Annotated in this window: 20 protein-coding genes and 1 pseudogene; 1 reads left to right on the top strand and 20 read right to left on the bottom strand. The window is 73.8% G+C overall.

All coding sequences use genetic code 11. The features are described 5' to 3' along the window. Nucleotides 1–105: 105 nt before the first annotated feature. From dprA to NRO40_RS21705, 15 genes and pseudogenes are all read right to left on the bottom strand, one after another. On the bottom strand, nucleotides 106–1,308 hold the full coding sequence (gene dprA / locus NRO40_RS21775) for a DNA-processing protein DprA (RefSeq protein ID WP_232791287.1): 1,203 nt from the start codon (nucleotides 1,306–1,308) through the stop codon (nucleotides 106–108). Nucleotides 1,309–1,524: 216 nt separating this feature from the next. After that, complete coding sequence (locus NRO40_RS21770) at nucleotides 1,525–3,144, bottom strand: YifB family Mg chelatase-like AAA ATPase (RefSeq protein ID WP_058945261.1); 1,620 nt, start codon at nucleotides 3,142–3,144, stop codon at nucleotides 1,525–1,527. Further along, on the bottom strand, nucleotides 3,144–3,506 hold the full coding sequence (locus tag NRO40_RS21765) for a YraN family protein (RefSeq protein ID WP_058945262.1): 363 nt from the start codon (nucleotides 3,504–3,506) through the stop codon (nucleotides 3,144–3,146). Before NRO40_RS21765 ends, NRO40_RS21770 begins: the two co-directional genes overlap by 1 nt. 106 nt (nucleotides 3,507–3,612) lie before the next feature. Then, complete coding sequence (locus NRO40_RS21760) at nucleotides 3,613–3,921, bottom strand: DUF2469 domain-containing protein (RefSeq protein WP_058945263.1); 309 nt, start codon at nucleotides 3,919–3,921, stop codon at nucleotides 3,613–3,615. 43 nt (nucleotides 3,922–3,964) lie between these two features. Then, nucleotides 3,965–4,498: an NUDIX hydrolase gene (locus NRO40_RS21755; RefSeq protein ID WP_408057091.1), complete on the bottom strand. Its 534-nt coding sequence runs from the start codon at nucleotides 4,496–4,498 to the stop codon at nucleotides 3,965–3,967. Nucleotides 4,499–4,532: 34 nt separating this feature from the next. Then, on the bottom strand, nucleotides 4,533–5,315 hold the full coding sequence (gene lepB, locus NRO40_RS21750) for a signal peptidase I (RefSeq protein ID WP_058945265.1): 783 nt from the start codon (nucleotides 5,313–5,315) through the stop codon (nucleotides 4,533–4,535). A 100-nt stretch (nucleotides 5,316–5,415) separates the two neighbouring features. Next, nucleotides 5,416–6,471: a signal peptidase I gene (lepB, locus tag NRO40_RS21745; RefSeq protein ID WP_257375578.1), complete on the bottom strand. Its 1,056-nt coding sequence runs from the start codon at nucleotides 6,469–6,471 to the stop codon at nucleotides 5,416–5,418. Further along, a pseudogene (lepB, locus tag NRO40_RS21740) lies at nucleotides 6,404–7,448 on the bottom strand (signal peptidase I); the annotation flags it as partial. The gene lepB (NRO40_RS21745) and the pseudogene lepB (NRO40_RS21740), both read right to left, overlap by 68 nt. Then, a complete protein-coding gene (gene lepB / locus NRO40_RS21735; RefSeq protein WP_058945267.1) occupies nucleotides 7,441–8,193 on the bottom strand; it encodes a signal peptidase I in 753 nt (250 codons plus the stop codon). The pseudogene lepB (NRO40_RS21740) and the gene lepB (NRO40_RS21735), both read right to left, overlap by 8 nt. A gap of 70 nt (nucleotides 8,194–8,263) precedes the next feature. Then, on the bottom strand, nucleotides 8,264–8,614 hold the full coding sequence (gene rplS / locus NRO40_RS21730; RefSeq protein ID WP_058945268.1) for a 50S ribosomal protein L19: 351 nt from the start codon (nucleotides 8,612–8,614) through the stop codon (nucleotides 8,264–8,266). A 128-nt stretch (nucleotides 8,615–8,742) separates the two neighbouring features. Then, nucleotides 8,743–9,564, bottom strand: a complete 822-nt coding sequence (gene trmD, locus NRO40_RS21725; RefSeq protein ID WP_058945269.1) for a tRNA (guanosine(37)-N1)-methyltransferase TrmD — start codon at nucleotides 9,562–9,564, stop codon at nucleotides 8,743–8,745. Continuing rightward, nucleotides 9,564–10,166, bottom strand: coding sequence for a ribosome maturation factor RimM (rimM, locus tag NRO40_RS21720; RefSeq protein ID WP_058945270.1), 603 nt, complete (start codon nucleotides 10,164–10,166; stop codon nucleotides 9,564–9,566). Before rimM ends, trmD begins: the two co-directional genes overlap by 1 nt. An 82-nt stretch (nucleotides 10,167–10,248) precedes the next feature. Beyond that, nucleotides 10,249–10,488, bottom strand: a complete 240-nt coding sequence (locus NRO40_RS21715; protein ID WP_003980229.1) for an RNA-binding protein — start codon at nucleotides 10,486–10,488, stop codon at nucleotides 10,249–10,251. Nucleotides 10,489–10,490: 2 nt separating this feature from the next. Continuing rightward, nucleotides 10,491–10,934 (bottom strand): 30S ribosomal protein S16, encoded by a 444-nt coding sequence (rpsP, locus tag NRO40_RS21710; protein WP_257375478.1) that lies wholly within the window; start codon nucleotides 10,932–10,934, stop codon nucleotides 10,491–10,493. A 183-nt stretch (nucleotides 10,935–11,117) separates the two neighbouring features. Then, complete coding sequence (locus NRO40_RS21705) at nucleotides 11,118–11,711, bottom strand: hypothetical protein (RefSeq protein WP_058944848.1); 594 nt, start codon at nucleotides 11,709–11,711, stop codon at nucleotides 11,118–11,120. 523 nt (nucleotides 11,712–12,234) lie between these two features. Here NRO40_RS21705 and NRO40_RS21700 point away from each other — a divergent pair. Continuing rightward, complete coding sequence (locus tag NRO40_RS21700) at nucleotides 12,235–13,107, top strand: methyltransferase domain-containing protein (protein WP_198549458.1); 873 nt, start codon at nucleotides 12,235–12,237, stop codon at nucleotides 13,105–13,107. Between the two features lie 352 nt (nucleotides 13,108–13,459). On the opposite strand, the gene ffh is transcribed toward NRO40_RS21700, so the two are convergent. The 5 genes from ffh to nsdA all read right to left on the bottom strand — a co-directional run bounded on the left by ffh (nucleotide 13,460) and on the right by nsdA (nucleotide 21,375). Next, nucleotides 13,460–15,013 carry a signal recognition particle protein gene (ffh, locus tag NRO40_RS21695; protein ID WP_058944847.1) on the bottom strand — a complete coding sequence of 518 codons (1,554 nt, stop codon included), beginning with the start codon at nucleotides 15,011–15,013 and terminating at the stop codon, nucleotides 13,460–13,462. Nucleotides 15,014–15,321: 308 nt separating this feature from the next. Next, on the bottom strand, nucleotides 15,322–17,883 hold the full coding sequence (locus tag NRO40_RS21690; RefSeq protein ID WP_058944846.1) for a [protein-PII] uridylyltransferase: 2,562 nt from the start codon (nucleotides 17,881–17,883) through the stop codon (nucleotides 15,322–15,324). 13 nt (nucleotides 17,884–17,896) lie between these two features. Continuing rightward, nucleotides 17,897–18,235, bottom strand: a complete 339-nt coding sequence (locus NRO40_RS21685; protein WP_058944845.1) for a P-II family nitrogen regulator — start codon at nucleotides 18,233–18,235, stop codon at nucleotides 17,897–17,899. Continuing rightward, nucleotides 18,232–19,593: an ammonium transporter gene (locus NRO40_RS21680; RefSeq protein WP_058944844.1), complete on the bottom strand. Its 1,362-nt coding sequence runs from the start codon at nucleotides 19,591–19,593 to the stop codon at nucleotides 18,232–18,234. The genes NRO40_RS21685 and NRO40_RS21680 overlap by 4 nt, the downstream gene beginning before the upstream one ends. A gap of 306 nt (nucleotides 19,594–19,899) precedes the next feature. Beyond that, the gene (gene nsdA / locus NRO40_RS21675; RefSeq protein ID WP_058944843.1) at nucleotides 19,900–21,375 is read right to left on the bottom strand and encodes a transcriptional repressor NsdA; all 1,476 of its coding nucleotides are present in this window, start codon (nucleotides 21,373–21,375) and stop codon (nucleotides 19,900–19,902) included. Nucleotides 21,376–21,636: the final 261 nt, after the last annotated feature.

Below are 21,636 nucleotides of genomic sequence, written 5' to 3'. Positions count from 1 at the left end.
GGCCGCATCTTCGAATGGGGGTGGCCGGCCGCACGACGGCCTTCCGCCGTCTCCTGTGGGACGAAGCTGGTCATCGGGCTCACCTTTTCACCCGAATGCTCCAGGTCAAGGACCGCCTCGCCGGGCGTTCGGGGGGTGCCGGGCGGGGTCCGTCAACCCCCATGCGTCGCCCTGCCGTTCGGCGTGTCCGAGGGAGTGGAGTTCGTACAGTCTGCCGAGTACGTCGTCAACGCTGGTCCCGGCGGTCGCCGCCAGGTCGGCCGCGCTCGCGGTCCGGCCGGGTGGGGGGAGGGCGTCCAGCACGCGCGCCGTGACCGGGTCGAGGAGGTCGCGCGGGACGACGGGGCCGCGGCGCGCGGGGGCGAGCTCCCCGATGTCGCCGACGAGTTCGGCGACATCGTCGGCGTCGGTGACGAGGACGGCGCCGCCGCGCAGCAGTTCGTGGACACCACCGGAGAGGCCGCTGGTGGCGGGCCCCGGGACGCCCATGGTGTGGCGGCCGAGGTGCTGCGCGTCCCGGGCCGTGGCGAGCGCGCCGCTGCGGTAGGCGGCCTCCACGACGACGGTGCCCCGGGTGAGGGCGGCGATGACGCGGTTGCGCAGCAGGAACCGCGCCGGGGTGGGGTGGTCACCGGGCGGCAGCTCCCCCACGAGGAGCCCTTGTTCGGCGATACGGCCGATCAGCCCGGCGTGGCCGCGCGGGTAGGGCACGTCCACGCCGCAGGCGAGGACGGCGACGGTGGCGCCCTGCGCACCGAGGGCGCCGCGGTGCGCGGCGCCGTCGATGCCGAAGGCCGCGCCGGAGACGACGACCCAGCCGCGCTCGGCCAGCCCCGCGCCGAGGGCGGCCGCCATGTGCGCGCCGTACGGTGTGCAGGCGCGGGCGCCGACCACGGCGACGGAACGCAGCGCCCAGCGCCGCAGGTCGGGCCCTCCCCGCACCCACAGGCCCACGGGCCGGGCGTCGCCGAGGTCGTCGAGCTGACTCGGCCACTCCGCGTCGCCCGGTACGACGAAGCGCCCGCCGATGCGCCCGATCCCCTCCAGGTCCTGGTGCGGCCTCACTCGGGCCGCGCGGGCCAGGTAGCCCTGGATCCGCCGCTCGCGGGCACCGGTGAGCGCCCCCGCCCGGTACGGCTCCGCGGTCAGCCGCCGCAGCAGCTCCACGGCACCGAGCTCCCGGAGCCACCGGCCGCCGTGCTCGTCCCCGGGCTCGACGACCCGGCAGAGCGCGGCCCGAGCGACCCGCTCGTCGTCCGCCACCGTCACCTCGGCACCCCCGTGCCCCACCCGTTCCACGCGCTCCACCCGTTCCCCCTTGGAGATCCACCGGCAACCCCACCTGCCGCGGCGGCACCCGCCGCCGCACCGGCCGAGGGTCGACAGCCGACGGCCGACGACGCTCGCCCTCTCGGTCACGACCTGCCACACGCACGCGCGGCCATCACCCCCGCTCCCCGGCCCCCGTGCACACCCGCGCCCTCCCGCTGCCCCGTCCGCCGTGTGGCGGGGCGGGGCCCCCGTTCACCGTCGGCCGTCCCGGCCCGGGGCCGCCCCCACGGGGACGCCCCGGGAGATGCCCGTGCGCAGTTCCAAGGCGAGGTTGACGTCGTTCGTCTCGGGGCGGGACCGGCCCGCCAGGTCGGCGAGGGTCCAGGCGACGCGCAGGACCCGGTCCAGGCCCCGGGCGGTGAGCAGGCCGCGTTCGATCTCGCGTTCGGCGGCGGCCAGCGCGCCGGGGGCGGGGTGCCAGCGGGTGCGCAGTTCGTGGCCGGGGACGTCCGCGTTGCGCGTCCACGGGGTGCCGGACAGGCGGGCGGCGGCCCGGGCCCGCGCGGCGTGGACGCGGGCGGCGACGATGGCGGTCGGCTCGCCGTCCGCCGCCAGCAGGTCGGCGCGGCTGACCGGCTCGGCCTCGACCCGAAGATCGACCCGGTCCAGGAGCGGGCCGGACAGACGGGCCTGGTAGCGGCGGATCACCGACGAGGGGCACTCGCAGCTGTCGCCGTGCGCGCTGTGCCGGCCGCAGGGGCAGGGGTTCGCGGCGAGGACCATCAGGAACCGTGCCGGCAGCCGCACCACGCCCGCCGCGCGGGCGATCACGACGTGGCCCGACTCCAGTGGCTGTCGCAGCGCGTCCAGGGCGCGGCCCGAGAACTCGGGCGCCTCGTCCAGGAAGAGGATCCCGTGGTGCGCGAGCGAGACGGCGCCGGGCCGTGGCACCCCGTTGCCGCCGCCGACGAGCGACTGCATCGTCGCCGAGTGGTGCGGGGCGCAGTAGGGAGCTCTGCTGACCAGGGGCTTCCCCGGCGGCAGGATGCCCGCGACGGAGTGGACGGCGGTCACCTCCAGTGACTCGGCCGGGGTGAGCGGCGGCAGCAGGCCGGGCATGCGCTCGGCCAGCATGGTCTTGCCCGCGCCGGGCGGGCCGGAGAGCAGCAGGTGGTGGCCGCCCGCCGCGGCGACCTCCAGGGCCAGCCGGGCGGCGCGCTGCCCGGCGACGTCGGCCAGGTCGGGGCTGTCGCCAGGGTCGGCGGCCAGGCCGGTGCCGAGCCCGGCACCGGGGATGACGAGACCCGCCAGCATGGGGTCGGGCCTGCCCGCTTCCGCGGGCTCCTCCTCGGGCACGGGCCCGTCGGTGAGGACGGCGAGGAGCTGGCGCAGGCTCCGCACCCCCAGGACGGCCACCCCGGGCACGAGGGACGCCTCGCCGGCGTTCTGCTCCGGCACGACCACCTGTTCGTAGCCGGCTTCGGCGGCCGCGAGGACGGCCGGCAGCACCCCGCGCACCGGGCGGACCCGCCCGTCGAGGCCGAGCTCGCCGATGAGGACGAGGTCGGCGATCGTGCGCGGGTCGACCAGCTCGGCCGCTCCCAGGACGGCGCAAGCGACGGCGAGGTCGAAACTGGAACCGGCTTTCGGTACGGAGGCGGGGCTGAGCCCGACCGTGAGCTTCTTCTGCGGCCACTCGGCGCCGGAGTTGACGATCGCGGCGCGGACGCGGTCGCGGCTCTCCGAGAGGCTCTTGTCCGGCAGGCCGACGAGCGTGAACGCCGCGACCCCGGGCTCCAGGTCCGCCTGGACCTCCACCACCACCCCGTCGACGCCGACCAGCGCCACCGAGCACGAGCGGGCGAACCCCATCAGGCCACCCCCCGCACGTGCTCCACCACGGGAGCGCCCCGCCGGGGCAGCACCACCCCGACCAGGTCGATGCGCACACCGCCCGGTGGTGGTCCGCCGTGCCGTTCCAGCCAGCATCCGGCGAGCCTGCGCAGCCTTTCGGCCTTGGCGGGCGTGACCGCCGCCAGCGGGTGCTGGAACCGGCCCGCCCTGCGGGTCTTCACCTCGCACACCACGACCGCGTCGCCGTCGCGGGCGACGATGTCGATCTCTCCGCCCCGGCCGCACCGCCAGTTCACGGCGAGCACGGCCATGCCGACCTCGCCCAGCCGGCGTACCGCCAGCCGTTCCCCGTACCGTCCCAGAGCCCCCGTCGCGTTCATCGCGGCACCACCTCCGGCACCGACTGTGACGCCTCGGGCGCTCAGGTGTGGATCTTGGTGGACAACCCGCCCGTTGTGGAGAACCCCGTCACCCGCAGGGGTGGTTTCAGTTGCCCGGGAGCTCCAGGTCCGTCTTGTTGAGCTCCTCGATGTTCACGTCCTTGAAGGTGAGGACGCGGACCTGTTTGACGAACCGGGCCGGCCTGTACATGTCCCAGACCCAGGCGTCCGCCATCGACACCTCGAAGAAGACCTCGCCGTGCACGGAGTGCACCTGCATCTCGTAGTCGTTCGTCAGGTAGAAGCGCCGCTCCGTCTCGATGACGTATTTGAACAGCCCGACGACGTCGCGGTACTCCCGGTAGAGCTTCAGCTCCATCTCGGTTTCGTACTTCTCGAGGTCCTCGGCGCTCATGGCATGTTCCCCTTCAGCCGTGCGTGCCCCCATTGTGCGCCAGTCACCCCGACCCCCAGACGATTTCCGGGGACAGGACGACCGGCTCCGACGGCGGGCCGTCGTCGAGCAGCGTGCGCAGCAGCTCGGCGAGTCGTGTCGGGTACACCGTCTCACGGGCCGCCGACAGTTCGGCGGACGTCCACCACCTCAGCCCCGCGACACTGCGCTTCTCCAGCTCGGTGAGGTCGGCGCCGAGGGCCACCGCCGTGTGCCGGGTCCGGGCGAGGTAGTACGACTCGTCCTGGTTCCAGCGGCGCCCGTCGAACGGGAAGGAACACAGCCGCCGCCACACCACCGGCCCGAGCTCGACACCGGTGAGACCGGTCTCCTCCGCCAGTTCGCGCAGCGCGGCCAGCTCCAGCGTCTCGTCGCCCTCGACGCCGCCGCCCGGGGTGAACCACCAGGTCCGCGACGGGTCGCCGGGCTCGTAGCCGTGCAGCAGCAGGATCCGGTCGTCGGGGTCGAGCAGCACGACCCGCGCGACCCGGCGCACCTCCCCCGGCGGCAGCTCCGGCGCACCCTCCCCGCCCGGCACCACCGGCGACCCCGGCTCCGGCCGCTCCGCCCGGTCAGCCACGCGGCGCCGCCCCGCCCGACGGCCCCGCCCCCGGCCGCGGCCCGGGCCGGGACCGCGAGCCGAGCCGGGCCAGCGGCCCGTACGCCGCCCCGCCCAGGATCAGCGCGGCGCCGGCCACCACGGCCCAGCCCAGCTCCCGTACCGGACCGGGCTGCGACACCCCGCCGGGGAGCCCCGCGAAGGCCCGGGGCCGGTCGATGACCGCGGCGCCGTCCCACGGCCACACGACGGCGTCGAGCCGCGCGCTGACCGCGCTCCGGGGCACCGAGCCCCGACCGGGGTCCTGGAGGTGCACCCGGGAGTCCTGCGACACGGCGCGCTGGTCGCCGAGGAGGAAGAGGTGGCCCTTCGGCACGGTGGCGGAGAAGGTCGACGGCGACGCCGCCTCGTCGACGCCCCACCCCTGGGAGCGGACGTACGGCTCCTCGACCGGCTTGCCGTCGAGGGTGAGGCGGCCGTCCGCGTCGCAGCAGGCGACGGTGTCGCCGCCCACCGCGACCACCCGCTTGATCATCGGGAGGTCGCCCCAGGTGCGGTCCGTGAAGACGACGACGTCGCCGCGCCGCACCTCGTCGCCGTCGATCCGCTGGGCGAGGACGCGGTCGCCGGCCGTGACGGTCGGGTTCATCGAGTCGGTGGGCACCGTGTAGGGCCGGTAGACGAGCGCTCCCCAGGCGAACCCGCCCAGGAAGAGCACACAGCCGACGGCCACGACCAGCCCCGACAGCACGCTGCCGAGGCGGCCGTGGCCGCCCGTACGTATCGTTCCGCCCATCCCAGCGCTCCCCGCCTCAGGAGATCGATGCTCTGGGACGGCACCCTACCCGCGCCCGCTACCAGGCGGTACGCCCCGCTCAGACCCGCCTGGCCCCCGCTCAGGCCCGACCGCGGGCCCCGACGGGCGCCGTGCCGCGGGCGAGGACGCGGCGGCGGCGCCACAGCACCAGCGGCACCGCCCCGGCGAGCCCCAGGGCCCCCGGCCCCGCGGCGGCCGCGGCGGCGGAGCCCAGGCCGGGCTGGTCGAACGTGTCCGGCACCGGCAGGGTCGACCAGCGGCCGATCGGCCAGGCGACGACGACGGCGCGGCCGACGACCTCCTTCCGGGCGACCGTGCCGTTGCCGGGGAGCTCCTGGTGGTAGCGCGAGTCGAGCGAGTTCTGCCGGTTGTCGCCCATCACCCAGATGCTGCCGTCGGGGACCTTGACCGGCCCGAAGGGCTCGTCGTCGCAGGGGGTCGAGCCCGGGTACAGGTAGGCGGTCTCGTCGAGTTCCTTGCCGTTGAGGACGACCTTGCCGCCCTTCTTGCACTCGACGGTGTCCCCGCCGACCGCGATGACGCGCTTGATCAGGTCCTGCTGCTCGGACGACGGCATCAGGCCGATGAAGCTGAGGAACCGTTGCAGCGGGTTGGGCTCGGGGGCGGGCTCGTTGAGCCAGCCGCCCGGGTCGTGGAAGACGACGACCTCGCCGCGCTCGGGCTCCGAGCCGAACCACGGCGTCAGCTTGTCGACCAGGACGCGGTCGCCGCGCTGGAGGGTGTTCATCATCGACTCGGAGGGGATCGAGAACGCCTGGACCAGGAACGTCTTGATCAGGAGCGCCAGCAGCAGCGCGATACCGATCAGCAGCGGCAGCTCCTTCCAGAAGGAGCGCTGCTTGCGCGGCTGCTCGCCGCCGTCGGCGGCCCCGCCGTCACCGCCCTCCCCGGGCGTACCGCTGCCCCCGCCGTCACCGGTCCGGTCGTCGTCCACGCTGTCGCCCTCGGCGTTCTCGGCGCTGCCCGCGCTGTCCACGTTCCTGTCGTCTCCCGGGAGGGCCGGGCCCGGGGTCACGCCCGCGGCGGTTGTCCCGCCCGGGCCGGGGACCGGGCCGGCGAACTGCTCGCGCCCCTTCTCCGGCTCCTCGCGCCCGGATCGCGCGCCGACCGCCAGATCCCCCACATCCACTCCTCAGTCCGTACTCTCGCCCTCCCCCGAAGCAGGGGAAGGCCCACCACTCCCATAACGAGCGGGAGTTCCGCAGGGGTCGGGAGCCGTGGCGATCCCATGGGACGCCAAAGGGACACACTATGCGACGCGCCGAGCGCCGTCGTGGTCCCGGGCGGCGCGTCCGGGACCCCGGCGAACGCGTCGCCGTCGCCGAGCCGCCGCCAGTGCGTGAAGGGCCAGGCGATGACCACGGCGCGCCCCACGACCTGTTCTTCGGCGACGGTGCCCTGGAACTCCTCGTCGAGGTGGAAGCGCGAGTCGGCGGAGTCGGTGCGGTGGTCGCCCAGGACGAACAGCCGCCCCTCGGGGACCCGTACGTCGAAGGTGATCTCGGAGGGCGCGTTCCCCGGATGGAGGTACGGCTCGTTCACCGGTACGCCGTTGACGGTGAGCAGGCCCGCGCGGTCGCAGCACTTGACGGTGTCCCCGCCGACGGCCACCACGCGCTTGATGAGGTCCTGTTCGTCCTCCGAGGGGAGCAGGCCGATGAAGGTCAGGGCGCGTTTGGCCTGGGCGACGACGACCGGGTCGTCGGCCGGTGGCGTCTGCTCGTCCCGGAGCCAGCCGCCGGGGTCGCGGAAGACGACGACGTCGCCGCGCTCCGGCCGGGAGCCGAACCAGGGCGTCAGCTTGTCGACGAGCACCCGGTCGTCGATCCGGATGGTCTGCTCCATGGAGCCGGACGGGATGACGAACGCCTGCACCAGGAACGTCTTCAGAACGAGCGCGATGAGCACCGCGACGGTGATGAGGAGGGGGATCTCCTTCAGTGCGGAGCGGCGCCTGCGCCGCTTGACCCGGCGGGCGAGCCTGCGCCGCTCGGCCCGGCCGGGCAGTGGGCGGCGGCCGTCGGTCGGCCGCGACCCGGTGGGCAGCCGGGTGTCGGCGCGGTGCCCGGCGCGCCGGCCGCGGTTACCCATGGCCGGCCCCCTCGGCCGGGGGGCGCGGTACGCGCGCGAAGGCGTCCGTCGGTTCGACGGTCGACCAGCGTCCGGAGGGCCAGGCGATCCACTCGGCCCGGCCGACGACCATGTCGACCGGGACCATCCCGCCGCCGGGGGCGCCGAGGTGGTCGCGGGAGTCCTTGGAGTTGCTGCGGTGGTCGCCCATGACCCAGAGGCCGCCCTGCGGGACCACGATGTCGAACCGCACCTGGGAGGGGGCGTCACCGGGGTACAGATACCCCTCGCGCACGGGTACGCCGTTCACCTCGATCCTGCCCTCCTTGTCGCAGCACACCACCCGGTCGCCCCCGACCCCCACGACGCGCTTCACGAAGTCGGTGTCGGCGGGCTCGGCGAGGCCAAGCGCCGCGGCGGCGCCGCGCACCAGCCCGGCGAGGGGGTTCTCCTGCGGAACGGTACGGACGAACGAGCCGGTTCCGTCGAAGACGACGACGTCCCCGCGCGCGGGGACGTCGCCGAAACGGTACGCCAGCTTGTTGACGAGCACCCGGTCGCCGACCTGGAGGGTGGGTTCCATGGAGCCACTGGGGATCTGGAACGGCTGGATGACGAAGTGGCTGACGAGCAGCATGCCGAGGGCCCAGGCGAGGCCGAGCAGGCCGGCCCTGCGCCGGGAAAGCGCGAAGCGCGACCTCCCCGTCGTACGCCTGTCGGCGTCGTCGGGGAGGTCGCGCTCCGTGTGCTGTGCTTCGGTGTCCATCGGGGCCAGAGCCTAACCGGCGACCCTGTGGGACTCGTCCGAAGCGTACGCGGCGGGGGTGAGCCGGGGCTCAGTTGTCGCGCTTCTCCTTGATCTTCGCGGCCTTGCCGCGCAGCTCACGGAGGTAGTACAGCTTGGCGCGGCGGACGTCACCGCGGGTGACGAGCTCGATCTTCTCGAAGATCGGGCTGTGCACCGGGAAGGTGCGCTCGACGCCGACGGAGAAGGAGACCTTGCGCACCGTGAAGGTCTCGGAGACGCCCGAGCCCTGGCGGCGGATGACGACACCCTTGAACTGCTGGATGCGGGAGCGGTTGCCCTCGATGACGCGAACGTGGACGTTCACGGTGTCACCGGGACGGAACGGCGGGAGGTCGGTCCGCAGGGACGCGGAGTCGACGACGTCGAGCAGGTGAGACATGATCGTCTGCTTCCTCGCTGATGCCACAGGTCATCAGCGGCATGTGAAAGGGATGGGGTGGCCGTCGTGCGGGGTGCGGCGTCGTGTCCCCCTGTGGCAGGGGCGCCGACCGGACGTACGGCAGCGGCCTATTCTTCCACGGCCGGCGGCCTGCGCCAAAATCGGCCACCGGGCTCGGGCGCCCAGCCGAGCATGGACAGGATCTCGCGGTCCTTCTTGTCGAAGGCGGAGGGGTCGCACCGCTCGATGAGGTCGGGGCGGTGCAGGGCCGTGCGGCGGAAGGCCTCGTCCCGTCGCCAGCGCGCGATGCGGCCGTGGTGCCCGCTGAGGAGAACGTCCGGGATGCCGCGGCCGCGCCAGACGGGCGGCTTGGTGTAGACGGGTCCCTCCAGGAGGTTCGCCATGGCGCCCGGGGCGAACGAGTCGTCCCGGTGGGACTCGGCGTTGCCGAGGACGCCCGGGAGGAGCCGGGCCACGGCTTCCGTGATGACCAGGACGGCGGCCTCCCCGCCGGCGAGCACGTAGTCGCCGATGGAGACCTCGTACACGGGCATGCGGGTGGCGTACTCGTCCATGACGCGCCGGTCGATGCCCTCGTACCGGGCGGGGGTGAAGATCAGCCACGGCCGCCGGGAGAGCTCGACGGCGACCTCCTGGGTGAAGGGGCGGCCGCTGGGCGTCGGTACGACGAGCACGGGCCCGTGGTGCCCCGCCTCGTACCCGGCGGCGGTGACCTCGTCGAGGGCGGCGCCCCAGGGCTCGGTCTTCATGACCATGCCGGGGCCGCCGCCGTAGGGGGTGTCGTCGACGGTGTTGTGCCGGTCGTACGTCCAGTGGCGCAGGTCGTGGACGTGGACGTCGAGCCGGCCGCTCGCGCGGGCCTTGCCGACGAGCGACACGTCCAGCGGGTCGAGGTACTCCGGGAAGATGGTGACGACGTCGAGTCGCATCAGCGACCGCCCTCGGCGTCCGCCTCGGGGCCCTCGGCATCGGCGTCGGCGTCGGGGTGCTCGTCGTCCCCGCGGGCGGAGGCGATGACGGCCCGGTCGTCGACGAGGCCGGGCGGCGGGACGATGACCGCCCGCTGCGCCTCCAGGTCGATGTCGGTGACGATCTCCTCGACGAAGGGGATCAGCACCTCGGTGCCGTCGGGCCGCTCGACGACGAACAGGTCCTGGGACGGCAGGTGGCTGATCTCCGTGATCCGGCCGATCTCCGTACCGTCGGCGAGGACCACGTCCAGGTCGACGAGCTGGTGGTCGTAGTACTCGTCCGGCTCCTCGGGGCGCTCGTCCGGGTCGACGTCCGCGATGAGCAGCGTGTTGCGCAGCGCTTCGGCGGCGTTCCGGTCGCGTACGCCCGCGAAGCGCAGCAGCAGCCGCCCGCTGTGCACGCGGCCGCTCTCGATGGTCAGGGGCCCGGCGCCGGCCGGGTCGGTGGCGAGGACGGCACCGGGTCCGAGCCGCAGTTCGGGCTCGTCGGTGCGTACCTCGACGGTGACCTCGCCCTTGACGCCGTGGGCGCGGCCGATCCGCGCGACTACGAGCTGCACTTCCTTGACTCTCCTGTCGGACGACGACGGGCCGGGGCGGGCGGCTGCCCTCCCCGGCCCGTGCGCCGGTGTTCAACTTCGCTCAGCGAACCTGGTCCACGTCGACGAGGTCGACCCGGATACCACGGCCGCCGATGGCGCCCACGACCGTGCGCAGCGCGCGTGCGGTGCGGCCGTTGCGGCCGATCACCTTGCCGAGGTCGTCCGGGTGGACCCGGACCTCCAGCACGCGCCCGCGACGCAGGGTGCGCGAGGCGACCTGCACGTCGTCGGGGTTGTCGACGATGCCCTTCACGAGGTGCTCGAGAGCCTCCTCGAGCATGCTCAGGCCTCGGTCGACTCGGTGGACGCGGCCTCGGCCTCGTCCGCCTTCTTGTCGGCCTTCTTCGCCTTCGGGGTGATGGCCTCACCCTTGTTGTCGTCACCCTCGAGCGCCTTGGCGAAATCGTCGAAGGAACGACGCTTGTCTTCCTTCGTCGCCGGGGCGAGCAGCGGCTTCTCCGGGGCCGGGAGGCCCTTGACCTTCTGCCAGTCGCCGGTGAGCTTCAGGATGGCGAGGACCGGCTCGGTCGGCTGGGCGCCGACGGACAGCCAGTACTGCGCACGCTCCGAGTTGACCTCGATGCGCGAGGGGTTCTGCACCGGGTGGTACAGGCCGATCTCCTCGATCGCACGGCCGTCACGGCGGGTGCGGGAGTCGGCGACGACGATGCGGTAGTGAGGCGAACGGATCTTGCCCAGACGCTTCAGCTTGATCTTGACTGCCACGGGTGTGGTGTCTCCTGGTCTTGACGTGGTTGGGCACGACGACATGCCGCGTGGGGTTGCGGTACCCGAGTGCCCGATGGACGCGTCAGCCGTAGGAGAGAGGGGTCCTGTTCGACTGTCGAGTACAGCTAGCCATTGTGCCACACCCCGAACGGCCGTCGTGCCCCAGGGCCGCCCGGCGGATCACCGGGCGGCGCCCACCGCTTCCGGGATGCGGAAGGGCTTGCCGCAGCCACCGCAGACGATCGGCGCCTGGGCGAGGACGGACGGGACCACCCGGACGTTGCGGCCGCAGTCGCACACCGCCTTCACCCGGACACCACCGCCCGACGAGCCGTGCCTGGCGGCGGGCCCGCGGAAGGAGCGCTTGGTGTCGGCCGCGGTGGCGACGGTGTGCGCCTTGAGGGCGCGCTGCAGCCGCTCGATCGTCTGCCGGTACCGGCGCTTCGCCTCGGGGCTGAGCGTGACCAGGGAGAAGCCGCTGCTCGGGTGCGGCTCCTCGGAGTGGTCCAGGCCCATCTCCTCGGCGATCGCCAGGAACCGGCGGTTGTGGTACCGGCCGGCGCGCGAGGTGTCGCGAACACCCCGGGCGGCGGCGATGCCGTGGACTGCCTCATGCAGCAGTCGCTCGAAGGAGAGCTCGGCGCCGCAGGCGGACGACGACTCTCCGATCAGGGACTCGGGCGCAGCGAGATCGGGCAGCTCGGGGTGGTGCCGCTGAATGTCGGCCCACGCCTGTGCCAGTTCCGCGGCGAGGACAGGTGGTGTCGTGCTCACGTCGTGAACAACGAGCCGGGAAGCCGTCGGGTTCCATTCCGGGGCATCCCAAATATTTTGCACGTACCCGTCAGTTGCCATTGATGTGTCCTCACGAGGGCCAGTGCGCTGATCTGCGGAGAAGCCACACAGCTCGCATCAAGGTGGTACGTAGTGGCGCGGTCCGCGGAGCTCCCCCCGCTGTGCGCGCCCCGGCGCTCGCACGTGCTCGTGCGCCGGTCGTGCTCACCGTGCGGCGGCGAAGGCGCATCGCCGCGGGCGACAGTACCCCCACGACCGGGGCCGCGTGGCACCGACCCCGTTGCCATGGCGGGATTCGCACGGCGGCCTCACTATGGGAGTGGTTCGTGCCGGGCCAGGGGGCGCACGACCGGGGCACGCAAGCATTGCGGCCCAACCCCCTGGACGCCGGGGCGGAAGCGGTATTCCCTGGCTTACGGAACGTGCCGGCGCACGTACACGGGGGCTGTCCTTCAGGGCACGGACGCAGAGTTGATTCTCTCGGCTGATTGGGGCGCTTTCGATGACACCTATGCTCGTCCAGCACCACCCCCACCCGGCCTCGGCCCCTCCGGCCACGGACGCGCCACGGCGTGCCCGTGACTGGGCGGAGATCCAGGAGCGGATGCTGGTGCCGCTCTACGAAGCGGTGTACGAGCGCCTGGAGGTCGGAACCGGGACACGGCTCCTCGGTCTCGGCTGCGGCTCGGGTCTCGCCCTGCTCATGGCCGCCACACGCGGGGCCCGGGTGACGGGTGTCGACACCGACCGCGCGCGCGTGGACCTGGCCCGGGAGCGGCTCGCGCCCGAGCCGCCCGGTCACGGACCGGGCGGACACGGCGCGGCACGCCCGGAGCCCAGACTCCTGTACGGCTCCCCCGACATCGCCGCGGACCCGGCGGGCACGGCGTACAACCTGGTCACGGCGTTGCAGCCGATCGGCTGTACCGCGGGTGACTCCGACGGGCTCGTCCCCTCCCTGACCGCCGCCGTCCGGATGGCGGAGCGGGGCGGCGCCGTGGTCCTCACCGGCTGGGGTCCGCCCGAGCGGTGCGCGACGACGGCCGTGTTCCGCGTCGCGGGCCGGCTGACCGAGCGGTTGCGGGGCCGGGACGCCTGGCGGCCCGCCCTCCGCGACGACCTGGAGGAGATGGCCGCGCGGGCCGGGCTGCGCCCGGACGGCTCCGGCCGCGTCTCCTGCCCGTTCGGGTACGCCGACACGGACAGCGCGGTGCGCGGACTGCTCTCCACCGGCCTGTTCGACGCGGCCGTGCGGGCCGCCGACCAGGCCACCGTGGAGAAGGAGATCACCGAGGCCCTGCACTCCTATGTCCGCCCGGACGGGACGGTGTGGATGCCGAACGTCTTCCGGTACCTGGTGGCCAGGATCCCCTAGACGCGCCCCCGCCTTGCGGGAACGGTTCTGCCCGAGGAGGCGCACGGCATGAGGGAGGGGCACCCACCGCCCTGGTGGGTGCCCCTCGCCCCGCTCTCGGCCCATGCCGCCCGCATGCGTCGCCGGGCCCGCCGCGTACGGACCCCGGGAGGGCCGTGTGGGGTCTCGCCCCCGCAGGGGTCGGCGGCGGCGGTCGGGCTCCGTCGCCCGGGACCCGAGGCCGCCGACCCCGAGGAGGTGACCCCGCGGGGCCCCGACCCCACCCACCGGACGACCGCTTCCGGCCCGGCCCGCAAGGTGCTCAGCCCGCAGGGGTGCTCAGCCCGCAGGGGTGCTCGGCCCGTGAGCCCGCTCAGCCCATGAACTTCTTGAACTCGTCCGGCAACTCGAAGTCCTGGCCCGGCTGCCCGGCCGGGAGGTCGAACGCGCCGCCCTGCTGCGCCTGCTCCTCGCGGCGTGCGGCGGCGGCCTCCTCCTCGGCCTTCCGCTTCAGCGGGTTGCCGCTGCGCCGCTTGCCCTTGGCCTGCTTCTGCTGCTTCTTCTGGCGGCCCGCGCCGCCCCCCATGCCCGGGATCCCCGGCATGCCCGGCATGCCGCCGCCCTGCGCCATCCGTGACATCATCTTGCGGGCCTCGAAGAAGCGCTCCACCAGCGACTTCACCGCGCTGACGTCGACGCCCGAACCGCGCGCGATGCGGGCCCGGCGCGAGCCGTTGATGATCGTGGGGTCCTGGCGCTCGGCCGGGGTCATCGACTTGATGACGGCCGCCGTGCGGTCGACGTCCCGCTCGTCGATGTTGTTGATCTGGTCCCGCATCTGCGCCATGCCCGGCAGCATGCCGAGGAGCTTGGAGATGGAGCCCATCTTGCGGACCTGCTCCATCTGGGCCAGGAAGTCGTCGAGCGTGAAGTCCTTGCCCTTGCTGCTCGCCAGCTTGGAGGCCATCTTGGCGGCCTCTTCCTGGCTGAAGGTCTGCTCGGCCTTCTCGATCAGCGACATCACGTCGCCCATGCCGAGGATGCGCGACGCCATGCGGTCCGGGTGGAACGCGTCGAAGTCGTCCAGCTTCTCGCCGTTGGAGGCGAACATGATCTGGCGGCCGGTGACGTGCGCGACGGACAGGGCGGCACCACCACGGGCGTCGCCGTCGAGCTTCGACAGCACGACCCCGTCGAAGCCGACGCCGTCGCGGAACGCCTCGGCCGTGTTGACGGCGTCCTGGCCGATCATCGCGTCGACGACGAAGAGGATCTCGTCCGGGCGGACGGCGTCGCGGATGTCGGCGGCCTGCTGCATCATCTCCTGGTCGATGCCCAGGCGGCCGGCGGTGTCGACGATGACGATGTCGTACTGCTTGGTCCGCGCGTACTCGATCGAGTCCCTGGCGACCTGGACCGGGTCGCCGACGCCGTTGCCCGGCTCGGGCGCGTAGACGCCGACGCCGGCGCGCTCGGCGACGACGGAGAGCTGGTTGACGGCGTTGGGGCGCTGGAGGTCGCAGGCGACGAGCAGCGGGGCGTGGCCCTGGCCCTTGAGCCAGCGGCCGAGCTTGCCGGCGAGGGTGGTCTTGCCCGCACCCTGCAGACCGGCCAGCATGATCACGGTCGGGGCGGTCTTGGCGAAGCGCAGGCGGCGGGTCTCACCACCGAGGATGGAGACCAGCTCGTCATTGACGATCTTGATGACCTGCTGCGAGGGGTTGAGCGCCTTGGACACCTCGGCCCCGGACGCCCTCTCCTTCACGTTCTTGATGAACGCCCGGACCACCGGCAGGGCGACGTCCGCTTCCAGCAGGGCGATGCGGATCTCGCGGGCGGTGGCGTCGATGTCCGCCTCGGACAACCTGCCTTTGCCTCGCAGAGTCTTGAAAGTCGCGGAGAGGCGGTCGGAGAGGGTATCGAACACGGCGCTCGTCGGTCCTCGGGTCTCGGAAGCAGGCGGACAGTCGGAGTCAAGGGTATCCGCCCGCGCGACGGGGGCGCCCTCCCCTGCCGCATCCCGGCGGGCGGGAGGCGCCGGACCACGCGCGCGTACGCGCGGCCCGGGCACGGACGACACACCCGCACCGCACCGCCGCGCGCGGCGGACGACGCGCCCACCGACCCACCCGACCCGCGCGCGACCCACGCCCGACCCGCGCCCGACCCGCGCTCGGTGTGACCGGCCCCGGTCGCGCGCGGGACGAGCCGGCGCACCCGGGGCCATGCGGCGGGTCACGCCCGCAGGGCCTCCTCCAGCGTCCGCGCCACCTCCGCGGCCGCCCCGTCCGACAGCGGGGCACCCCCGGTGTCCGTGACGTAGACCGTGTCCACCGCGTTCGCGCCGAGGGTGCTGACGTGGGCGCTGCGCACCCGTACGTCCGCGCCCTCCAGGGCCCGGCCGATGCGGTGGAGCAGGCCCGGGGCGTCCTGGGCGCGGACCTCCAGGACCGTGGCGCGGGCCGCCGAGCCCGCCGGCGCGACGGTGACGCGCGGCGGCGGGGCCTGGACACCGCGGCGCCGGGGGTAGGCGGCGTCGCGCTCGGCGAGCCGGGCGGCGACGTCGAGGGAGCCGTCCAGGGCCCGTACGAGGTCGGCGCGGAGCCGCGCGGCCTGCGGGAGGGAGCCGTACTCGGCGGCGACGCGCCAGTTGAGGACCAGGACCGGGCCGGGGAGACCCGGACCCGGCCCACCGGAAGGGGCCCCGTCCGGCGGGACATCGGACGGCCCGCCGGACGGGGCGTGGGACCTGCCGATCGGCGGGTCGATCGGCAGGTCGACGGCTCGCAGGTCGGCAGAGCGGACGGTGAGCCGGTGCAGGGCGAGGACCCCGGCGACGGCGGGCAGGACGCCCGACCGGTCCGGCAGGGCGACCAGCAGCTCGACGCCGACCGGCTCCGGCTCCCCGGCCGCGTCCTGCCCGCCGCCCCCGCCGGCGCCGTCCTCGTGCTGGGCGTGGAGGGCCAGTACCGGTTCGCCGGTGCGCAGCGCCTCGACGGCGAGGCGTTCCTCCTCTGCGCCGGGCGCGGCCGGTTCGGGCGCCGCCGGGGCGTCGCCGGAGAGTGCGGCCGCCACCCGCGCGACGAGGTCCGCGACGAGCGCGGCGCGCCAGGAGGACCAGGCGGCGGGCCCGGTGGCGAGGGCGTCGGCCTCGGTGAGGGCGTGCAGCAGCTCCAGGGTGGAGACGCTCCCGACGGCCTCGGCGACGGCGGTGACGGTGGCCGGGTCGTCGAGGTCGCGCCGGGTCGCGGTCTCGACGAGGAGCAGATGGTGGCGGACGAGGGTGGCGAGGACGGCGGTGTCGGCCCGGTCGAAGCCGATGCGAGTGGCGACGTCGCGGGCGATGGTCCCGCCGGCGACGGAGTGGTCGCCGGGCCGGCCCTTGCCGAGGTCGTGCAGGAGCGCGGCGACGAGGAGCAGGTCGGGGCGGCCGACACGGCGGGTGAGGGAGGAGGCGCGCACGGCGGTCTCGACGAGGTGCCGGTCGACGGTCCAGGTGTGGACGGGGTTGCGCTGCGGGCGGCAGCGGACGCGTTCCCAGTCCGGTACGAGGCGGGTGACGAGCCCCTCGGCCTCCAGCGCCTCCCACACGGCGACGGTGGGTTCGCCCGCGCCGAGGAGGGTGACGAGCTGTTCGCGGGCCTCGGCGGGCCAGGGCACGGGGAGGGGTCTCACCGTGGCGGCGAGGCGGCGCACGGCGTGCCGGGAGAGGGGGAGCCCGGCCTGGGCGGCGGCCGCGGCGGCGCGCAGGGGGAGGACCGGGTCGCGTTCGGGGCGGGCGGTGCGCGCGAGGACGGCCTCGCCGTCCATCTCGACGACGCCCTCGGCGAGCGGGGTGCGGTCCGGCTGGGTCCGGGGGGTCCTGCCGCCGCCGAGGAGGGCGCGCAGCCGTGGTCGGGCGGAGCGGGCGCGGAGCACGCGCTGGACCTCGCGCCAGGTGACGTCGGAGGCGTAGGCGATGGTGCGGGCGGCTTCGGAGACCTGGCGGAGCAGGGCGTCGGCGTCGGGCAGGCCCAGGGTGGCGGCGACCTGGTCCTGTTCCTGGAGGGCGAGCCGGTCGGTGGCGCGTCCGGTGGTGAGGTGGAGTGCGTCCCGGGCGTCGAGGAGGGTGCGGGCCGCGTCTGCGAGGCCCTCGCGGGGGGCGTCGGCGAGCCAGGAGGCGGCGACGGCGCGCAGGGCGGTGGCGTCGCGCAGTCCGCCGCGGGCCTCCTTGAGGTCGCCTTCGAGCAGGTGGGGCAGCTCGCCCTGGCGCTCGGCCCGCTCCCGGCACAGCTCGTGCAGGGCGGGGAGGCGTACGGAGGCCTGGTTGCGCCAGTCGGCGAGGACGGTGGTGCGCAGGGCGGCGACGAGCCCGACGTCCCCGGCGAGCGGGCGGGCGTCGAGGAGGCCGAGGTGGACCTTGAGGTCCTCGCCGGCGGTCCTGCGCGCCTCCCCGGGCGTGCGTACGGAGTGGTCGAGCGCGAGCCCGAGGTCCCACACGGGGTACCAGAGGCGGTCGGCGAGGGCGGCGACGGCGCCGGGCGCGGCCGAGCCGTCGTGGAGCAGGAGCAGGTCGAGGTCGCTGCGCGGGGAGAGTTCGCCGCGTCCGTAGCCGCCGACGGCGACGAGCGCGGTTCCGCGGGGCGGGTCGGCCGCCGCGTACAGGGCGGCGAGCCAGTCGTCGGTGAGCCGGGCCAGCGCGGCGCGGCGCGGCTGCCCGGGCCGGCCCTCCTGCTGGAGGAGGGCCAGCCGGGCCGCCGCGTAGCCGCCGGGTCCCGAGTCGTCGTCGTCCTTCTCGTGCGTCGCGAGGCTCGTCACCCGGCAGCTCCCTTTACAGCGCGTCGGGTCCGCGTTCGCCCGTGCGGACGCGGACGGCGGTCTCGACGGGGACGCTCCACACCTTGCCGTCACCGATCTTGCCGGTGCGGGCGGCCTTCACGACGACGTCGATGAGCTGTTCGGCGTCGTCGTCCTCGACGAGGACCTCGATGCGGATCTTCGGGACGAGGTCGACGGTGTACTCGGCGCCCCGGTAGACCTCGGTGTGGCCGCGCTGGCGCCCGTAGCCGCTGGCCTCCGTGACGGTCAGGCCGTGGACTCCGAAGGCCTGGAGGGCCTCCTTGATCTCGTCCAGCCGGTGCGGCTTGACGATCGCGGTGATGAGCTTCATGCGTCGACCTTCCTGGTGTACTGGGCTGCTGCCGCGGTGTCGCCGGTGGCGGGCACGGACCTGCGGGGGGCGGTGCCGCCGCCGGCGCCGCTGAAGTCGTAGGCGGTCTCGGCGTGCTCGCCCTGGTCGATGCCGGCGACCTCGTCGTCCTCGGTGACGCGCATGCCGATCGTCCGGTGGATGACGAGGGCGAGGACCGCGGAGACGACGAAGGAGTACGCCAGGACCGCGACGACCCCGGTGACCTGCTTGACCAGCTGCTCGGCGCCGCCGCCGTAGAAGAGGCCCCGGGCCTCGGACTGGACGCCGCCCGTGGCGAAGAAGCCCACGAGGACGGAGCCGACGACACCGCCGACGAGGTGGACGCCGACGACGTCGAGGGAGTCGTCGTAGCCGAACCTGTACTTGAGGCCGACGGCCATGGCGCAGAGCAGACCGGCGACGGCGCCGATCGCGAGGGCGCCCAGCGGGGAGCAGGAGCCGCCGGAGGGGGTGATGGCGACGAGGCCGGCGACCGCGCCGGAGGCGGCACCGAGGGTGGTGCAGGCGCCGTGGCGGACCTTCTCGTACGCGAGCCAGGCGAGCAGCGCGGCGGCGGTGGCGACCTGCGTGTTGACGAACATCACGGCGCCGACGCCGTCGTCGTTGCCGAGCCAGGAGCCGGCGTTGAAGCCGAACCAGCCGAACCACAGCAGTCCGGCGCCGAGCATGACGAGGGGCAGGCTGTGCGGGCGCATCGGGTCCTTCTTGAAGCCGACGCGCTTGCCGATGACGAGGATCACGCCGAGGGCCGCGGCGCCGGCGTTGATATGGACGGCGGTGCCGCCGGCGAAGTCGATGACGCCCATCTCGAAGAGCCAGCCGCCCGACCCCCACACCCAGTGGGCGACGGGGAAGTACACGAGGGTGGCCCACAGGGTGATGAAGAGCACCCAGGCGCCGAACTTGACGCGGTCCGCGAGCGCGCCGCTGATCAGGGCGGGCGTGATGACCGCGAACATCAGCTGGAAGACGGCGAAGACGTAGACGGGGATGGTGTAGCCGTCCCACAGCTGGTCGCGGCCGATGCCGCTCAGGCCGACGTACTCGGAGGACCAGCCGACGACCGATCCGATGTCGCTGCCGAAGGCGATGCTGAAGCCGTAGAGCACCCAGAGGACCGTGACGATCCCGAGGCTGACGAAGCTCATCATCAACATGTTGAGCGTGCTCTTGACGCGGACCATGCCTCCGTAGAAGAAGGCCAGGCCCGGGGTCATGAGCATCACGAGGGCGGAGCAGATGAGCATGAAGCCGGTGTTGGCGGCAGAGAGCGTGGGTGCTTCCTCTGCGGCGAGCGTCAGGATGCCTGGGGGCATCGGCGTCTCCTCGTCGTCGGTCGGCCTGTGCGGGGTGCGGAGCCGGGGCTGCGCGGCTGTGAGAAGTGGCCGGTTATGACGCAGGAGATTCGCGCAGCGCCGTTTCCGCGGATGCCGCCCGATGTTTCGGCGCAGTGACGAAGGGGTGGGGTGTGTTACGTCGCCGTGAACCGTCGGATCACGGACGGGTCACGGCGGCGGTCGTCCCGGTCCGTCGAGGACCGGCCGCGGCGGCCGCGCCCGTCACCTGCGGTGGGGGAACCGATTCGGGCTGTCGGGGGCGGCCGCCGCGACCGGGGTCCGGGGTCAGACGGCCTCGGCGGTCTCGGGGAGCTGTTCGGCGAGGAGCTCGGCGATCCGGGTGACCTCGGGTACGTCGCCGAAGTCGCGTACGGCGGTGTCGACGGTCTTGCGGAGGCGGGTGTTGACCCGCTCGGAGCGGACCCGCCGGGCCACCGCGAGGGCCTCCTCCGCGCGGGCGCCGGCCTGCTCGGGTTCGCGCTTGAGCAGGTGGACGGTGGCCATGCCCACGAGGTTGAGGGCGTAGGAGCGCTGGTGCTCCCGGTCCTGGGAGAAGAGGTCGACGGCGCGCCGCATCACGGGTTCGGCGAGGGAGGCGTAGGTGGGGCTGCGGCCGGCGACGTAGGCCAGGTCGCGGAAGGAGTGGGAGTTCTCGCCGTTCAGCTCGGCCTCGGTGAAGAAGCGGATCCAGTCGGGCTCCGGCTCGTCGTCGAGGCCGGCGTCGACGAAGGTGTCCTCGGCCATCCGGACGGCCCGCTTACACTTGCTCGGCTGGCCCATGTTGGCGTACGCCCGGGCCTCCATCGCATACAGCATCGCCTGGGTGCGGGCGGTCGCGCAGTCGCGGCTGCCGTACTGCGCGAGGTGGATGAGTTCAAGGGCGTCGTCCGGCCGTCCGAGGTGGATCATCTGACGGCTCATCGAGGACAGGACGTACGAGCCGAGCGGTTTGTCGCCTGCCTCCTTGGCGGCGTGCAGGGCGAGTACGAAGTACTTCTGGGCGGTGGGTTGGAGACCGACGTCGTAGCTCATCCATCCCGCGAGCTGGGCCAGTTCGGCCGCGCAGCGGAAGAGGCGGCGGCTGGTGTCGGCGGGTTGCGCCTCCTGGAGGAGGTCGGTCACCTCGTGCAACTGCCCGACGACGGCCTTGCGGCGCAGTCCGCCGCCGCACTGCGCGTCCCACTTGCGGAACATCGCCGTGGTGGACTCCAGCATCTCCAGCTCCGCCCGGGAGAGCCGGTACGGGCGGCGGCCGGGCGCCGGCGGTTCCCCGCGGTCGGACCCGGAGGTCGGGGCGGGGACCAGCCAGCGCTGCATCGGCTCGATGAGGGAGGGGCCGGCGGCGAGGGAGAGCGACGTGCCGAGGAAGCCGCGCCGGGCGAGCATGAGGTCGCTGCGGGAGAACTCGCTGAGCAGCGAGACGGTCTGGGGGCCGGCCCAGGGCAGGTCCACGCCGGACACCGAGGGTGACTGGTGGGCGGTGCGCAGGCCGAGGTCCTCGACGGCGACGACGGAGCCGAAGCGCTCGGAGAACAGCTCGGAGAGGATGCGCGGGATGGGCTCGCGCGGCTGCTCGCCGTCGAGCCAACGGCGTACGCGGGAGGTGTCGGTGCTGATGTGGTGCGCGCCCATCTGGCGGGCCCGGCGGTTGACCTGGCGCGCCAGCTCGCCCTTCGACCAGCCACTGCGGACGAACCACGAGCCGAGCTGCTCGTTCGGGCGCTTGCCGGCATTCGTACCGTCTGTGCCGCTGCCGCCCACTGGAAGGCCCCCATCCGCCGAATCACCGTGTTGCCCGAACCCTTGCCAGGATGCCGTCGGTCGCGGTCCGGCGTCCGGGGATCGCATCCCTCCGGACGGGACGCCGCGTGCCTCCGGCATACCCATGGGCGCAGACGCTACCCGGGGTTCGTGCACCGAAAGTAATCCTACGATCACCGCCACCGCGAGGCCGATTCCTCAAACGCCACCATTCGCCACCCCTTCGAATGAACTCCCCCTGCGCCGGGCGCGATTCACTGG

This window comes from Streptomyces changanensis, from assembly GCF_024600715.1.
GTDB lineage: Bacteria > Actinomycetota > Actinomycetes > Streptomycetales > Streptomycetaceae > Streptomyces > Streptomyces changanensis.
This window is presented reverse-complemented; position numbering and strand designations above follow the sequence as displayed.

Coding starts and splice junctions, on each gene's coding strand:
- NRO40_RS21770 (WP_058945261.1), bottom strand. CDS start 3,144: ATGGGGTTCGCCCGCTCGTGCTCGGTGGCGCTGGTCGGCGTCGACGGG.
- NRO40_RS21765 (WP_058945262.1), bottom strand. CDS start 3,506: ATGAACGCGACGGGGGCTCTGGGACGGTACGGGGAACGGCTGGCGGTA.
- NRO40_RS21760 (WP_058945263.1), bottom strand. CDS start 3,921: ATGAGCGCCGAGGACCTCGAGAAGTACGAAACCGAGATGGAGCTGAAG.
- lepB (WP_058945265.1), bottom strand. CDS start 5,315: ATGGGCGGAACGATACGTACGGGCGGCCACGGCCGCCTCGGCAGCGTG.
- lepB (WP_058945267.1), bottom strand. CDS start 8,193: ATGGACACCGAAGCACAGCACACGGAGCGCGACCTCCCCGACGACGCC.
- rplS (WP_058945268.1), bottom strand. CDS start 8,614: ATGTCTCACCTGCTCGACGTCGTCGACTCCGCGTCCCTGCGGACCGAC.
- trmD (WP_058945269.1), bottom strand. CDS start 9,564: ATGCGACTCGACGTCGTCACCATCTTCCCGGAGTACCTCGACCCGCTG.
- NRO40_RS21715 (WP_003980229.1), bottom strand. CDS start 10,488: ATGCTCGAGGAGGCTCTCGAGCACCTCGTGAAGGGCATCGTCGACAAC.
- NRO40_RS21700 (WP_198549458.1), top strand. CDS start 12,235: ATGACACCTATGCTCGTCCAGCACCACCCCCACCCGGCCTCGGCCCCT.
- NRO40_RS21685 (WP_058944845.1), bottom strand. CDS start 18,235: ATGAAGCTCATCACCGCGATCGTCAAGCCGCACCGGCTGGACGAGATC.
- NRO40_RS21680 (WP_058944844.1), bottom strand. CDS start 19,593: ATGCCCCCAGGCATCCTGACGCTCGCCGCAGAGGAAGCACCCACGCTC.